The organism is Aeromonas media, from assembly GCF_000819985.1.
Taxonomy (GTDB): Bacteria; Pseudomonadota; Gammaproteobacteria; order Enterobacterales; family Aeromonadaceae; genus Aeromonas; species Aeromonas media.
This window is the reverse complement of sequence record NZ_CDBZ01000086.1, coordinates 27,917-42,403: the sequence shown is the minus strand read 5'-3', so window position 1 is coordinate 42,403 and position 14,487 is coordinate 27,917. Positions and strand designations below refer to the sequence as shown.

Here is a 14,487-nt window from a genome sequence, read left to right as displayed (position 1 = left end):
GACGGGCCTGAGAGGTAGGCACGAAAAAGGGGCCTTGATGGCCCCTTTATTGACTCCCTTGCCGTCAGCTGGCGGGTGATGCACTGCTGGTGGGCAGGTTCTGGTAGCGCACGTCTTCCTCTATGATGACGTCGACGTCCAGGGGCTTGCCATTGCGGATCACCGAGATGGTCAGCTTGGTGCCGGGGCGGCTCTCGACGATCTTGTCCATCACGGGGCGCACGCCGCTGATGGCCTCGCCGTTGATCTTGAGCAGCACATCCCCACGCCTGAGGCCGGCCTTGGTGGCGGGACCATCGGGATCCAGGCTCTCTACCACCAGACCCTGCAGATCCCCGAGATTCATCATGCGCGCGACTATGGGGTTGATCTCGACGCTGGAGATGCCGAGGTAGCCGCGAATGACCCGGCCATTGGCAATCAGCTCGTCCATGATCCGCTTGGCCAGCTTGTAGGGGATGGCGAAGCTGATGCCGTAGCTCTCCTGATTGCCGTTGAGGTGGTAGGCGGCGGTGTTGATGCCCACCAGATCGCCACGGCCATTGACCAGGGCGCCACCCGAGTTGCCCTCGTTGATGGCGGCATCTGTCTGCAGCAGATCCTGCCGGCCGTTGCTGTCCGGCCCCATGCTGGAGAGCCCTATGCGGCCGGTGGCACTGATGATGCCCTGGGTGATGGTCTGGCCGACGTTGTAGGGGTTGCCGATGGCGAGCACCACGTCGCCTACGTCAGGCAGGCGCTCGGGATCCTGCGGTATCACCGGCAGGTTGTCCGACTCTATGTAGAGCACGGCGAGATCGGTCAGCTTGTCGGTGCCGACCAGCTCGGCGCTGAATACCCGGCCATCCTGCAGCGCGACTATGATCTGGTCCGCATCGGCGATGACGTGGTAGTTGGTCAGCACATGGCCGCGCTGGTTCATGATGACCCCTGAGCCCAGCCCCTGTGGCCTCAGCTCTGCCTTCTCGCCGCGATTGCCGGCGAAACTGCGGGTGTAGATGTTGACGACGGCAGGGCCGGCGCGGTGGGCGGCATAGGAGAAACTCAGCTCGCGGGAATTGGTGATGAGACCCGGCAGGGGGGCGCCGCCCCGAAAACTGGGGAACAGCAGCAACAGGAGCGCAGCCACGGTGAGGCCAAAGCCGACAGACTTGCCCAAGTAACTGATCAAAGGTGGGATTTTCATGTCATTCTCGTCCGTACATGCTGCGCGCAGAGAATAACATTATCGGTGGATAAAAATCACCCGCGGCGGTTGCCGCGGGTGTGAGGGACTTAACGGATCACCAAATAGAGCGAGGAGTCGCCACGCTGTATGTTCAGCGCCAGGACTTCCGGCTTGTTCTTCAAGGCCTTGGTCAGCTCATCCATGGAGTTGATACGCAGACGGTTGACGCCGATGATGATGTCGCCCTTCTGCAGGCCGGCGGCGGCGGCAGGGGAGCGCGGATCTATGTCGGCCACCGCTACGCCGGTCACCGGATCCGTGGTGGTGCTGAGCTTGGCCCCTTCCAGTGCCGGGTGCAGGGCGCTGGCGAGGATCTCGCTGTCATCGGCCTTCTTCAGGGTGACCTTGACGGTCTGCTCCTTGCCATCACGGATGAGGCCGAGTGCAACCTGCTTGTCGGCGCCCATGGTGGCGATCTTGGCCCGCAGTTCACCGAACGAGCGGATGGGCTTGCCATCTATGCTGATGATGATGTCGCCGGCCTTGATGCCCGCCTTGGCGGCGGCGGAGTCAGGCATGACCTGGTTGACGAAGGCACCATCCTTCTTGTTGTAGCCGAAGGACTTGGCGATGTCGGTGGTCAGCTCTGTGCCGGTGATCCCCAACTGGCCACGGCGCACTTCACCGTATTTCACGATCTGCTCGGACAGGTCGCGCACCATGTTGGAGGGGATGGCGAAGCCGATACCTATGTTGCCGCCGTTCGGGCCCAGGATGGCGGTGTTGATGCCGATAAGCTCCCCACGCAGGTTGAGCAGGGCGCCACCCGAGTTGCCCGAGTTGATAGCCGCATCGGTCTGGATGAAGTTCTCCAGGTTCTCGATGTTGAGGCCGCTGCGACCCAGGGCGCTGACGATACCCGAGGTGACGGTCTGACCCAGGCCGAAGGGGTTGCCGATGGCCAGGGCATAGTCACCGACCCGCAGCTCGTCCGAGTCGGCGAACGTGATCTGCACCAGGTCCTCCGCCTTGATTTGCAGCAGGGCAATATCGGACTGCTTGTCTTCACCTATCTTCTTGGCCGCGTATTCGCGACCGTCTTTCAGGTTGACCTTGATCTCGTCCGCCTCGTGAACCACGTGAGCGTTGGTGATCACGTAGCCCTTCTTGGCATCTATGATGACGCCGGAACCTAGCGCCTGGAAGGGCTGTTCGCTCACCTGTTCGTCAGGCATGTTGGGGCCGAAGAAGAAGCGGAATTGTTCCGGCAGGCGCTGGCGGGTGATCTTCTTGCCAGAGACGGAGATATTGACCACGGCAGGGGTCACCTGCTCGAGGACGGGGGCCAGGCTCGGCATCTCCTGACTGTTGCCCATCAGGGGCAGGGCGGCTTGTGCCGGTGCTGCGGACAGGGCGATACCGACACTGAGGGCTAACACACTGAATACAGAAAAAGATTTACGCATATGAGAAACAGCTCCCAGAAAAAGTTGCAGTGCAATCGTCAAGGTCTGACCACGATAAGGCGTAATTAGTTCCACCAGAGGCTAACCGGGCTGCTTGAGCAGGCCGGAGGCTCCCGCGTAGTCACGGGGTGGCTGGCCGGGCTCCTCGTTGGCGGACTCAGCGGTTGCTTCTTCCACCTGAGGTTCGCGGAACAGGGGCTCTTGCGCCTTGGCGAGGAACTTGCTCTGTTCGGCCATGTGGCGATAGAGGGTCTGGTATTGCTCAGCCAACTGCTCCATCAGGGCGGCGCTGTCGGCGAAGTGGGTGGTGATCTGGCCCTGGTAGCTTTCCAGCTCCTTGTGAGCCTTTTTCAGCTCCTGTTCCAGGCGCCCGGCATCCCGGCTGCGGACAGTGAAGCGGCCGATCAACACGCCGATGATCAGGGCGGCTACCGCCAGCAGGATCCCGTTTAACAGAGTCATAGAAGCTCCTTGTTACAGCTAAATCGATGAGTTTGAGGCGGCCGGATTGACCGCGATGCCTCGTTGGCACTATACCGTGCACCCCGAGAGCGTGATACCATTTTGTCCCTCATTCAGGGACTTGGAGGCGGTTTACAGGATGACCCCGCAGCAAAAATACCAGCAGGATTTGCAGCGTCCTGGCTTTTTGGCCGATCCGGCCCAGGCGATGGCCGTGACCCGCCTGGAGCGACTCTATCAGGATTTGTGCGCCAGCCCGACTCCGACCAGATCCCGTGGCCTGCTGGGCTGGCTGCAAAAGCCGAAAGCCCGCGAGCCCATCCTGGGTCTCTATATGTGGGGCGGAGTGGGCAGAGGCAAGACCTGGCTGATGGATACTTTTTTCGACAGCCTGCCGGGGGAGCGCAAACTACGCGTCCACTTCCACCGTTTCATGCATCGGGTGCACGACGAACTCAAGGGACTGACCGGTCAGGCCGATCCGCTCAAACTCATCGCCAGCAAGCTCGCCAGCGAGACAGACATCATCTGCTTTGACGAGTTTTTCGTCTCCGACATCACGGATGCCATGCTGCTGGGCACCCTGTTCCAGGAGCTGTTCGGTCATGGCGTGGTGCTGGTGACCACCTCCAACATTCCACCCAAGGAGCTCTATCGCAATGGGCTGCAGCGGGCCCGTTTCTTGCCGGCCATCGAATTGATCGAGCGCCACTGCGAGGTGCTCAATGTCGATGGTGGCGTCGATTACCGGTTGCGCACCCTGGAGCAGGCGGAAATCTATCACTTCCCGCTGGATCAGCAGGCCAAGACCAATCTGGACCGCTACTTTGGACAATTGACCGGGCTGGCGCAGATCACACCCGCGACCCTGGAGGTCAACCATCGTCAGCTGAGCGCGTTGGGCGTGGGGGAAGGGGTGCTTTATATGGAGTTCGAGCAGCTCTGCTGCACCCCGCGATCCCAAGGGGACTACATAGAACTGGCCCGGGAGTTTCACACCGTGCTGCTGGCCAACGTGCAGCCCATGGGCACAGGTACTGACGATGCGGCGCGACGTTTCATCGCCATGGTGGACGAGTTCTATGAGCGGCACGTCAAACTCATTCTGTCGGCGGCGGTGCCCATGGCCGCGCTCTACGGCGATGGCCTGCTGAATTTCGAATTCAAGCGCTGTCTTTCACGGCTCCAGGAAATGCAATCGCACGAATACCTTGCCAGAGTGCACCTTCCTTAGTCACAATACCGCGCCTGCCAGTCGGATGGGCATCTGCGGCAGGTAGGGCCGGGCGACATTTGCTAGCTTCATGGCAGTGAAATTAGCAGGTGATATTTAAGGCAACTTCACTTATAATCGCCCGGCCCACGTTACAGCTGTCGATAAGGCAGCAACACTTTAAGCTTTACTTGTATTCGAAGGGGTACAGGTAGGCCATCGTTTGTTGTTTGTGGGAGAGCCCCCATAAGCAATTGGGTCTGTAACAGGTAATTGGGTTTAACTTAATGAAAACTTTCGTTGCCAAGCCAGAAACCGTAAAACGTGACTGGTACATTGTGGACGCAGAGGGTAAAACTCTGGGTCGTATCGCAACCGAGATCGCTGCTCGTCTGCGTGGTAAGCACAAAGCTGAATACACTCCGCACGTTGACACCGGTGATTACATCATCGTTGTAAACGCTGAGAAGGTACACGTAACCGGTAAGAAATTTACCGACAAAATGTACCACGCTCACTCCGGTTTCCCGGGTGGTATCAAGTCCATCAGCTTTGACAAGCTGATTCAGCGCAAGCCGGAAATGGTAATCGAAGCTGCCGTCAAGGGCATGCTGCCGAAGGGGCCGCTGGGCCGTGCCATGTTCCGTAAGCTGAAAGTTTACGCAGGCGCAGAGCACGCTCATGCTGCTCAGCAACCTCAAGTACTGGATATCTAACGGGAACTGGCAACATGGCAGAAAATCAATACTACGGTACCGGCCGTCGCAAAAGCTCCACTGCTCGCGTCTTTATCAAAGCGGGTAGCGGTAAAATCATCATCAACCAGCGCTCCCTGGAGCAATACTTCGGCCGCCCGACTGCCCGCATGGTAGTTCGTCAGCCGCTGGAACTGGTTGAGATGACCGAGAAACTGGATCTGTACATCACCGTTAACGGTGGTGGCATCTCCGGTCAAGCTGGTGCGATCCGCCACGGTATCACTCGTGCTCTGATGCAGTACGACGAGACCCTGCGTTCTGAACTGCGTAAAGCTGGCTTTGTTACTCGCGATGCCCGTAAGGTTGAGCGTAAGAAAGTTGGTCTGCACAAAGCGCGTAAGCGTCCGCAGTACTCCAAGCGTTAATTCGCTTTTGGTACGCACTCTCACGAGTGTCAAAAAAGCCTGGCCATGTGCCAGGCTTTTTTTATTGGTAATATTACATACGCCAATGCTAACCATACGTCACAAAAGACAAAAATTTGTGTATTTATTGTTTTTGCCCATCGCTTCTCTTTCTTGTCAAATTGTTATCTTTTCTTTAAAATTTCCATGGTCTTTCTGTGTCAATTGCCACTCCGCCTCCGCCGCAGTTGTCAGAGGGAGAGGAGATAGGAAACGGGGACACTATAAGAATGAGCGGAGTCCACATGGGAGAGTTTTTGGATGAGCAATGCGCCAGTTGATACCGGTCGCCGCAGATTTCTTACCTGGTCAACGGTTGCCGTTGGCGGAGTAGGAGCTGCTTTTACCGCAGTGCCGTTTATAAAGTCATGGAATCCGAGTGCCAAAGCCAAAGCGGCAGGGGCACCGGTAGAGGTGGATATCAGCAAGTTGGAGCCGGGTCAGCTGATCCGCGTCGAGTGGCGCGGCAAGCCGGTCTGGGTGGTGAAGCGCACCAAGCAGACGCTGGATGCCCTGGCCACTCACGATGACAAACTGCGTGATCCCGCTTCCGATGAGCCACAACAGCCGGACTATGCCCATAACGGTTACAGATCCATCAAGCCGGAGATCTTCGTGGCGGTCGGTATCTGTACCCATCTGGGGTGCTCCCCTTCCTACCTGCCGGATAGCTTCGGTGAGCAGGTGCAAGGGGTGACCTCCGGCTTCTTCTGCCCATGCCATGGTTCCAAGTTCGACATGGCCGGTCGAGTGTTCCAGGGCGTGCCCGCACCGCTGAACCTGGTCATTCCGCCATACCAATTTCTTAGCGACACCACCATTCTGGTCGGTGCCGATGGCAAGGAGGCCTGACCATGTTTGTCAAACTCATGGGCTGGATTGACGATCGTTTCCCGCTCACGGCCATGTACAACGATCACATGGCCAAGTATCCGGCTCCCAAGAACCTGAACTTCTGGTACTTCTTCGGTTCCCTTGCCATGTTGGTGCTGGTCAACCAGATCATCACCGGCATCTGGCTCACCATGAACTACAACCCGTCGGCGGAGGGTGCCTTTGCCTCCGTGGAATACATAATGCGGGACGTGGACTACGGCTGGCTGCTGCGCTACATGCACTCCACCGGCGCCTCCGCCTTCTTCGTTGTGGTCTATCTGCACATGTTTCGCGGCATGATCTATGGCTCCTATCAGAAGCCGCGCGAGCTGCTGTGGATCTTCGGCATGCTGATCTTCCTGGTGCTGATGGCCGAAGCCTTCATGGGTTACCTGCTGCCCTGGGGACAGATGTCGTTCTGGGGTGCCCAGGTCATCATCTCGCTGTTTGGTGCCATTCCGGTCATCGGCGACGATCTGACCCTGTGGATCCGGGGTGACTACGTCATCTCTGGGGCTACCCTGAACCGTTTCTTCGCGCTGCACGTCATCGCCTTGCCGCTGGTGCTGGTGATGCTGGTGGCCATGCACATCCTGGCGCTGCACGAAGTCGGCTCCAACAACCCGGATGGGATCGACATCAAGAAGCACAAGGATGAGAAAGGCTGGCCGCTGGATGCGGTGGCGTTCCACCCTTACTTCACCGTCAAGGACATGATTGGGGTGGCGGGCTTCTTGTTCCTGTTCTGCGCCATCATCTTCTTCAAGCCGGATATGTGGGGCTACTTCCTCGAGAAGCCGAACTTCGAAGTGGCGAACGGGCTGAAGACCCCGGCGCACATAGCCCCGGTCTGGTACTTCACTCCCTTCTACGCCATCTTGCGCGCTGTGCCGGACAAGCTGCTGGGGGTCATCATGATGGGGCTCTCCATCGTCGTGCTGTTCCTGCTGCCTTGGCTTGATCGCTGCAAGGTACGTTCGGTGCGCTACCGCAGCACCCTGCACAAGCTGAACATCGCCCAGTTTGTGGTCTGCTTCGTCATTCTGGGTGTGCTGGGCGTACTGCCATCGACGCCTATGCTGACGCTGATCGCGCAGCTTTGCACTCTGGGTTATTTCGGGTTCTTCGTCCTGCTGTTCTTCTACAGCAAGAATGAAAGCACCAAGCCGCTGCCGGAGAGGGTGACATTCAAATGAAAAGAATAATTTTTGCAGTGCTGGCCCTGCTGCCCGGTCTGGTATTGGCCGCTGGCGGTGGCTTCCCCCTCGACAAGGCAGAGTACGATCTGAGTGACAAGGCATCCCTGCAACGAGGTGCTGCGACCTTCATGAACTACTGTGCCGGCTGTCACTCCACCCAATATCAGCGCTATAACCGGGTGGCTGCCGACATCGGCATCCCGGAAGAGCTGATGAGGGAGAACCTGGTCTTCACCGGTGCCAAGATTGGCGACCTGATGAAGAGCGCCATGTCTGAGAAGGATGCGGCGCGCTGGTTTGGGGCGCCGCCCCCGGACCTGACCCTGGTGGCCAGGGTGCGGGGTGCCGACTGGATTTACACCTATCTGCGGTCTTTCTATGTGGACGAAACCCGGCCGTTCGGGGTGAACAATGCGGTCTTCCCGTCTGTGGGCATGCCCCACGTATTGGAGCCGTTGCAGGGGACGCCCCGTGCCGAGTTCGAGACGCACACCCTGGATGGAGTGGAGATGCAGCAAGTCGTCAGCATCAAATCTGACGGCAATGGTGAAATGAACAACGAAGAATATGATCAGACGGTACTGGATCTGGTAAACTTCTTGGTCTACTCGGCTGAGCCGGTGCAACAGGAGCGCGAACGCATGGGCTTCTGGGTGCTCGGTTTCATCGCAATCTTCTTCATCTTCACTGTGCTGTTGAAGAAGGAATTCTGGCGCGACGTTCACTAAGCGACCAGATCGGAGTAATATGACGCACGGCAATGAAGATCAAAATGCTTCATTGCCGTTTCTGCTTTTTAATGACGGGAGGGTTCAATGGCTGTAGCTGCCAATAAGCGTTCGGTAATGACGCTGTTTTCCGGTGCCAACGATATGTTCAGCCATCAGGTGCGCATTGTCCTGGCGGAGAAGGGTGTTAGCGTGGATATCTGCCAGGTTGACCCGAGCAACCTGCCGGACGAGTTGGCCGAGCTGAACCCGTACAACACTGTACCGACCCTGGTGGATCGCGAGCTGGCGTTGTACACCTCGCGCATCATCATGGAGTATCTGGACGAGCGCTTCCCGCACCCGCCCCTGATGCCTGTCTATCCGGTGGCTCGCGGCAACAGCCGTCTGATGATGCATCGCATCGAGCTGGACTGGTACTCTCTGGCTGACAAGATCATGGCGGGCACCGATACCGAAGCCGCCCGTGCCGAGCTGCGTGACAACCTGCTGGCCATAGCCCCTATCTTTGGCGAAATGCCTTACTTCATGAGCGAAGAGTTCGGTCTGGTTGACTGCTACATGGCTCCGCTGCTGTGGCGTCTGCCGAGCCTGGGCATCGACTTCACCGGTCGTGGTGCCAAAGAGCTGAAGGCCTACATGGTCCGTCTGTTCGAACGTGAATCCTTCCAGGCCTCTCTGACCGAGGCTGAACGCGAGATCCGTGCCAGCGTATGAGTAGTTCGGAACCGACCATGACACCCAGTCGCCCCTATCTGTTGCGGGCGTTTTTTGACTGGTTGCTGGATAACGACTTGACCCCGCATCTGGTGGTCAATGCCAATATCCCCCATGTGATGGTGCCGATGCAGTTTGTGCAGGATGGGCAAATTGTCCTGAACATAGCGCCTCGGGCCGTGGGCCAGTTCCACATGGATAATGATGCCGTCAGCTTCAGCGCCCGCTTCGGCGGCGTGTCACAGCAGGTCTACATTCCCATGGCGGCCATATTGGCCATTCATGCCAGGGAAAACGGCGTGGGAACCCTGTTCCCGCCGGAGCCGGGCTACGATCTCTGGCTGGAGCAGGCCGAGGCGCCGGTAGAACCCGAGCCGGAGCCGCCGCGCCCGACGGGCCGTCCGACCCTGAAAGTCATCAAATAAAAAACGCAGCCAACTGGCTGCGTTTTTTTATCTCATCATTGCCCGCTTAGTTCTGGGCAAACTCGAAGGCCTTGATCACCTGCTTGACCCCACTGACGTGGCGAGCGATCTCCACTGCCTGATCCCCTTCCTGACGGGTCACCAGGCCGATGAGAAACACCTCGCTGTTCTCGGTGACCACCTTGACCTTGGTACTGTCGAAGTTCTTGGTGCCCAGCATGTCGGCCCGTACCTTGGAGGTGATCCAGGTATCGTTGCTGCGCACCCCTATGCTCACCGGCTTGCCGAGACGCAGCTCATTGTAGACATGACGCACCCCTTCGATCCGGCCCACAATCTTGCCCGCTTCCTGCTTGTAGGCGTCAGACGGTGTCTGACCGACCAGCAAGACACGGCCGTTATTGCTGTAGACACTGATCTTGCTAGCGGCGCTCAGCGGCTTGTTGTCGGCCAGCAGATTGGCCGCTTTCAGCTCTATGGTCTGATCGTCCCACTGGGCACCCAGGGTGCGACGATCCCCGGTCGCCTTGGCGGTACCGGCAGCGCCACCGACTACCACGGCGGCACAGCCCTGCAGCAGCAGGGCGCCGGTCAGCAGGGCGAGTGCGAGAATAGGCTTCTTCATTGTTTCAATCTTCCTGTTGCGGGAAAAGTGTCTGGTCGATGAGATCACAGAGGCAGTGCAGGGTCAACAGATTCACTTCCAGAATGCGAGGGCGGCGGGCGGATGGCACGCGGATCTCCACATCGTTGGGCCCGAGCAGGCCAGCTATCTCGCCACCGTCGCCCCCCCCGAGCACTATGATGGTCATGTCGCGGGAGAGTGCCGCCTCGGCGGCCTTGATCAGGCTGCGGCTGTTGCCCGTGGTGGTGAGCACCACCAAGATGTCGCCGGGCTGACCCAGGGCCCTGATCTGCTTGGCATAGACCTCTTCGAAGCCGTGATCGGTGGCGATGGCGCTGATGGTGGCCATGTCGGGGGTCAGGGCCAGGCCGGGCAGGGAGGGACGTGGCGTCTCGTAGCAGTTGACCAGCTCGGAGATGAACAGCTGTGCCAGGGCCGAGGAAGGGCCATTGCCGCATGCCATGACCTTGTGGCCATTGAGCAGGCAGATGGTCAGCATCTGGGCCGCGGTGTGGATGGCGTCCGGCAGCGCCTCGGCGGCGGCTATCTTGGTCTGGATGCTTTCGGTGTAATTCTCTTTGATGGGATCAGTCATGGGGTCCTCTTAAAAAGCGTTCTGGATCCAGTTTGGCTGGTCGCCCTCGAACGCGATCACATCGAATCGGCAGGCCTGGCTGGCCTCGTTGATGGCATGTTGCTTGAAATAGTGGCGCGCGGCCAGCACGATCTTGTGCTGCTTGCGTTGGGTGACTGAGCAGGCGGCTCCGCCATGGCTGGCCCGAGCGCGATATCTGACCTCGACAAACACCAGGGTATCCCCCTGGCGCATGATCAGATCTATTTCACCACCACGGCAGCGGTAGTTGCGGGTCACGGGTTGCAGGCCGCGGGCCTGCAACCAGCGTTCCGCTACTTGCTCAAAGTGCTGTCCCTTGCTCGTCGTTGCCGATGGCAACAGGTTCAACCATTGCTGGTGCAGTTGTGTCAGTAGCCTCTTCATGGGTGGTGTCCTCCAGCTGGGGCACGGCGCTGTCGCTGACCAGCTTGCCATTCTGGTAGGTGGCCCAGTCCAGCATGCGCACTATGTTGCCCTGGGGATCCACGCTCAGCTGGCCGCTCATGCCCGGTTGCTGCATGGCATTGAGCTTGCGCATCTGCCGCAGGTTGCCGGCCAGGCTGACCGCATCGTAGCCGAGGGCAAACAGGCGCAGCAGGTCACCCTGGGTCTGTGGCCAGAGCAGGGCTATCTGCTCCCGTTGCTGCTCATAGCCTCCCAGCAGCAGCGGCATGTCGGAGATATGCATGCCGTTGAGTTCGGAAGCCACCTCGGTCGCCCCGCTGTCATAGCCTCGCGAGCTGCTGTAGATGGGCAGGCTGCCCATGGGATTGACCGAGATGTCCACATAAGGCTTGATCATCCGGGTCTCCAGGCTGTTAGCCACCACATAGACGGCATCTATGCTGCGCGGCGCCGCATCAGAGAGCTGCACTATCTCCCCGGCCCGGGCGGTGGATCGACCGCTCAGGGCATTCTTGACCATGCCCTGCACCTCGTTGCGCGCCCCGAAGGTGGCGACTACGGGCTTCTCCTGGCTGACGCCGGCCCAGGCCTGCTCGAACGCCTTGATGCTGCTGTAGCCAATCCGGCCTTGCGCCGCGATCAGCAGCGGCTTGCGGTAACCCTGACCATAGAGGTACTGGGCGGCCTGGCTCGCATCGGCGGCGGCGGAGAGGGAGAAGTAGAAGGTGTTGTCGTTGATGATCGGCTTGTCCAGCTCGTTGAGCGCCAGCACCGGCACGGTCGGGCTGGCCTTGAGCAGCTCCTCGACCTGATCTTTGAGCAGTGGGCCTATGATCATGTTGGCCCCCTCCTGGATCGCCTGCTTGTAGAGATCCCCCATCGCCTTGCCCTGAGTGTCATAGAAGTTCAGGGTGAATTGCCCCTGATTTTCCTTGTAGGACATCAGCATGCCGTTGCGGATGGCAGCGCCCTGCGCCTCCAGGTTGCCGGAGAGGGGCAGGAAGACGGCGACCTGCTGCAGTACACCTGTGTCCGTGGTGGCGAGATCCCCGAGGCCAGCCGGCATGTCAGTCTGGGCCGGATGGTTCGGGAAGCTCTGCTTCCAGCCAGCCAGCTGGCGGGCGAGTTGACTCGGCTGGGCGCCGAACTCGTTCACCAGTGCCGCCAGTCGCAGCCAGCCGGTGGTCACGTCGGGGGCCGGTGCCTCTTCCAGCGCCTGCAGGGTGGAGGGGGTCATGCTTTTGAGCAGGGACCAGATCTGCTGGTGGTTGGTGGCCAGCTCATTCTTGGCCAGGTAGGGTTCCAGCAGGATCAGCGACTTGGCCGCACCAAACTTGTTGTTGATGTCCAGTTGCAGCACCACCCGCTGGCGATACCAATCCTTCTGGGTATCGGCATCGAGGGCCACTTCCGGCTTGCCTTCCAGCAGGATCAGGGCCTGATTGGCATTGCCCTGAGCCAGCAGGAGGTGCGCCTGCAGCAGTTGCAGCTGTGCCTGCTGTACCGGGTTGCCGGCCTGCTTCTGCAACTGTTGATACAGGGCGGCGGCCGGTTTGGCCTGGCCGAGCGCCAGATAGCTGCGCGCCGCCATCACCTGCCAGGTGAAGGCCTCAGCCGGTTTGGCGGGATCCACCTGCTCCAGATACCACTGGGCATTCTTGGTCAGATCCGAGAACGCCGACGGCATGCCGGGCTCCGCGGAAGATGGGTTGGGCTCCGACGCACAGGCGGCGAGCAGTACTGCCGCGAGTATGATGCCGAAGAGTCGTGATACACTTAGCTGCTTTGTAACCCGGTTCAAGTTCATTCCCCGACCAGTGTTGAAGTTCTCCATAGTGTAAACGGGCCAATATGGCGACACAATTGTCGGGACACTCGGAGATCCCATGAGTGACACCCCAACCCTGTATATAGTCCCCACTCCCATCGGTAATCTGGCGGATATCACCCAGCGTGCATTGGACATTTTACGCAGCGTCGATCTGGTGGCCGCCGAAGATACCCGGCACTCCGGCATCCTGCTCAGCCATTACCAGATCTCGGTGCCGACCTTCGCCCTGCACGATCACAACGAACAGCAGAAGGCGGATGTGCTGATCGGCCGGATCAAAGAGGGCAAGAGCGTCGCCCTGGTCTCGGATGCGGGCACCCCGCTCATCAGTGATCCCGGCTATCACCTAGTCACCCGCTGTCGCGAGGCTGGGGTCAAGGTGGTGCCGCTGCCGGGCCCTTGCGCCGCCATCACCGCACTCTCTGCCGCAGGTCTGCCCACTGATCGCTTCTCTTTCGAAGGGTTTCTGCCGGCGAAAGCCAAGGGCCGCGACGATCGGCTGCAGGCCGTCATCGAAGACACCCGCTCCCTGGTGTTCTATGAGTCACCACGCCGGGTGCAGGATACGGTGGAAGCCATCGCTCGCATTCTCGGTGAACGCCAGGTGGTGGTGTGCCGCGAGCTGACCAAGACTTTCGAATCCATCCACGGTCTGCCTGCCTCCGAGATGCTGACCTGGCTTGGGGAAGACGATAATCGCTGCCGTGGCGAAATCGTGCTGGTGGTCGCCGGTGCCAGCAAGACAGATGAAGATCTGCCCGCCGAGGCTATCCGCACTTTGGGGCTGCTGGTAGCGGAGCTGCCGCTGAAAAAAGCGGCTGCTCTCACCGCCGAGATCCACGGTGTGAAGAAGAATGCCCTCTACAAGTACGGCCTCGAGCACTATTAATTGCCGTAAAGGGGAATTGCCGGTTTACCCCACTGAGTCACGAGGCTATAATCCGCGCCTCGGAGTCGGCTGGGCAATCGCTGCTTCGTCGTTGTGTCCCTCGGGACAGACGGGCGGAGGGGAGGAAAGTCCGGGCTTCATAGGGCAGGGTGCCAGGTAACGCCTGGGAGGCGCGAGCCTACGACCAGTGCAACAGAGAGCAAACCGCCGATGGCCCGCAAGGGATCAGGTAAGGGTGAAAGGGTGCGGTAAGAGCGCACCGCGCGACTGGCAACAGTTCGTGGCACGGTAAACTCCACCCGAAGCAAGACCAAATAGGCCCCTATTGGCGCGGCCCGCGTTGGGGGCGGGTAGGTTGCTTGAGCCAGTGAGCGATTGCTGGCCTAGAGGAATGATTGCTACCCGGGGCAACCCGGTACAGAACCCGGCTTATAGGCCGACTCCGACCTATTCCTGAAGAGCCTTGCGATTTATCGCGAGGCTCTTTTTTATAGCGGTAGAAAATAGCAAAAGATTGGATGCAGATACTGGCCGACATAGAGAAGTATCATAAAAATTACATGTAAATCAATTCATTGCATTTTTTTGCATACGGTTGTCATGCATTACTGTGTAAAAAGAGGGGAGACTCCAGCATGTGTTACTTCTTTCACATTGTTCATTTTAAAAATATTCGCAATTAATCCTATGGCCGTTAACACAAAT

At 59.0% G+C, this 14,487-nt stretch carries 16 protein-coding genes and 1 other RNA gene; 10 read left to right on the top strand and 7 right to left on the bottom strand.

Annotated features, from left to right (window positions below; all coding sequences use genetic code 11):
- Window positions 1–64: 64 nt before the first annotated feature.
- The 3 genes from degS to BN1127_RS07590 all read right to left on the bottom strand — a co-directional run bounded on the left by degS (window position 65) and on the right by BN1127_RS07590 (window position 3,096).
- A complete protein-coding gene (gene degS / locus BN1127_RS07600; protein WP_041204883.1) occupies window positions 65–1,186 on the bottom strand; it encodes an outer membrane-stress sensor serine endopeptidase DegS in 1,122 nt (373 codons plus the stop codon).
- A gap of 89 nt (window positions 1,187–1,275) precedes the next feature.
- Window positions 1,276–2,634, bottom strand: coding sequence for a Do family serine endopeptidase (locus tag BN1127_RS07595; protein WP_042649048.1), 1,359 nt, complete (start codon window positions 2,632–2,634; stop codon window positions 1,276–1,278).
- A gap of 81 nt (window positions 2,635–2,715) precedes the next feature.
- The gene (locus BN1127_RS07590; RefSeq protein ID WP_042649047.1) at window positions 2,716–3,096 is read right to left on the bottom strand and encodes a Z-ring associated ZapG family protein; all 381 of its coding nucleotides are present in this window, start codon (window positions 3,094–3,096) and stop codon (window positions 2,716–2,718) included.
- A gap of 139 nt (window positions 3,097–3,235) precedes the next feature.
- Here BN1127_RS07590 and zapE point away from each other — a divergent pair, with 139 nt between their 5' ends.
- From zapE to BN1127_RS07550, 8 genes are all read left to right on the top strand, one after another.
- Window positions 3,236–4,330, top strand: coding sequence for a cell division protein ZapE (gene zapE / locus BN1127_RS07585; RefSeq protein WP_042649046.1), 1,095 nt, complete (start codon window positions 3,236–3,238; stop codon window positions 4,328–4,330).
- Between the two features lie 266 nt (window positions 4,331–4,596).
- Window positions 4,597–5,025, top strand: coding sequence for a 50S ribosomal protein L13 (gene rplM, locus BN1127_RS07580; protein ID WP_005336289.1), 429 nt, complete (start codon window positions 4,597–4,599; stop codon window positions 5,023–5,025).
- A 14-nt stretch (window positions 5,026–5,039) separates the two neighbouring features.
- A complete protein-coding gene (gene rpsI, locus BN1127_RS07575; protein WP_005331372.1) occupies window positions 5,040–5,432 on the top strand; it encodes a 30S ribosomal protein S9 in 393 nt (130 codons plus the stop codon).
- Between the two features lie 300 nt (window positions 5,433–5,732).
- Window positions 5,733–6,323, top strand: coding sequence for a ubiquinol-cytochrome c reductase iron-sulfur subunit (gene petA / locus BN1127_RS07570; RefSeq protein ID WP_025328515.1), 591 nt, complete (start codon window positions 5,733–5,735; stop codon window positions 6,321–6,323).
- A gap of 2 nt (window positions 6,324–6,325) precedes the next feature.
- Window positions 6,326–7,543, top strand: a complete 1,218-nt coding sequence (locus BN1127_RS07565) for a cytochrome b (protein WP_042649045.1) — start codon at window positions 6,326–6,328, stop codon at window positions 7,541–7,543.
- Window positions 7,540–8,274, top strand: a complete 735-nt coding sequence (locus tag BN1127_RS07560) for a cytochrome c1 (protein ID WP_025328514.1) — start codon at window positions 7,540–7,542, stop codon at window positions 8,272–8,274. Before BN1127_RS07565 ends, BN1127_RS07560 begins: the two co-directional genes overlap by 4 nt.
- Before the next feature lie 87 nt (window positions 8,275–8,361).
- The gene (gene sspA / locus BN1127_RS07555) at window positions 8,362–8,991 is read left to right on the top strand and encodes a stringent starvation protein SspA (RefSeq protein WP_025328513.1); all 630 of its coding nucleotides are present in this window, start codon (window positions 8,362–8,364) and stop codon (window positions 8,989–8,991) included.
- A 17-nt stretch (window positions 8,992–9,008) separates the two neighbouring features.
- Complete coding sequence (locus BN1127_RS07550) at window positions 9,009–9,416, top strand: ClpXP protease specificity-enhancing factor (RefSeq protein WP_025328512.1); 408 nt, start codon at window positions 9,009–9,011, stop codon at window positions 9,414–9,416.
- A 46-nt stretch (window positions 9,417–9,462) separates the two neighbouring features.
- Here the strand turns inward: BN1127_RS07550 and dolP are convergent, their stop codons facing one another.
- From dolP to BN1127_RS07530, 4 genes are read right to left on the bottom strand one after another with little or no spacing between them, the layout of a single operon-like run.
- On the bottom strand, window positions 9,463–10,041 hold the full coding sequence (dolP, locus tag BN1127_RS07545; protein WP_042649044.1) for a division/outer membrane stress-associated lipid-binding lipoprotein: 579 nt from the start codon (window positions 10,039–10,041) through the stop codon (window positions 9,463–9,465).
- Window positions 10,042–10,045: 4 nt separating this feature from the next.
- Window positions 10,046–10,636 (bottom strand): D-sedoheptulose-7-phosphate isomerase, encoded by a 591-nt coding sequence (locus BN1127_RS07540; RefSeq protein WP_005331389.1) that lies wholly within the window; start codon window positions 10,634–10,636, stop codon window positions 10,046–10,048.
- A 9-nt stretch (window positions 10,637–10,645) separates the two neighbouring features.
- Window positions 10,646–11,041: a YraN family protein gene (locus BN1127_RS07535; protein ID WP_082030007.1), complete on the bottom strand. Its 396-nt coding sequence runs from the start codon at window positions 11,039–11,041 to the stop codon at window positions 10,646–10,648.
- Complete coding sequence (locus tag BN1127_RS07530) at window positions 10,959–12,749, bottom strand: penicillin-binding protein activator (protein ID WP_042649043.1); 1,791 nt, start codon at window positions 12,747–12,749, stop codon at window positions 10,959–10,961. The genes BN1127_RS07535 and BN1127_RS07530 overlap by 83 nt, the downstream gene beginning before the upstream one ends.
- Window positions 12,750–12,948: 199 nt before the next feature.
- On the opposite strand from BN1127_RS07530, the gene rsmI reads away from it, so the two are divergent.
- Together rsmI and rnpB are read left to right on the top strand one after the other, a co-directional pair.
- Window positions 12,949–13,782 carry a 16S rRNA (cytidine(1402)-2'-O)-methyltransferase gene (rsmI, locus tag BN1127_RS07525; protein WP_042649042.1) on the top strand — a complete coding sequence of 278 codons (834 nt, stop codon included), beginning with the start codon at window positions 12,949–12,951 and terminating at the stop codon, window positions 13,780–13,782.
- A gap of 61 nt (window positions 13,783–13,843) precedes the next feature.
- Window positions 13,844–14,230, top strand: an RNA gene (gene rnpB / locus BN1127_RS20925) — RNase P RNA component class A.
- Window positions 14,231–14,487 lie beyond the last annotated feature (257 nt).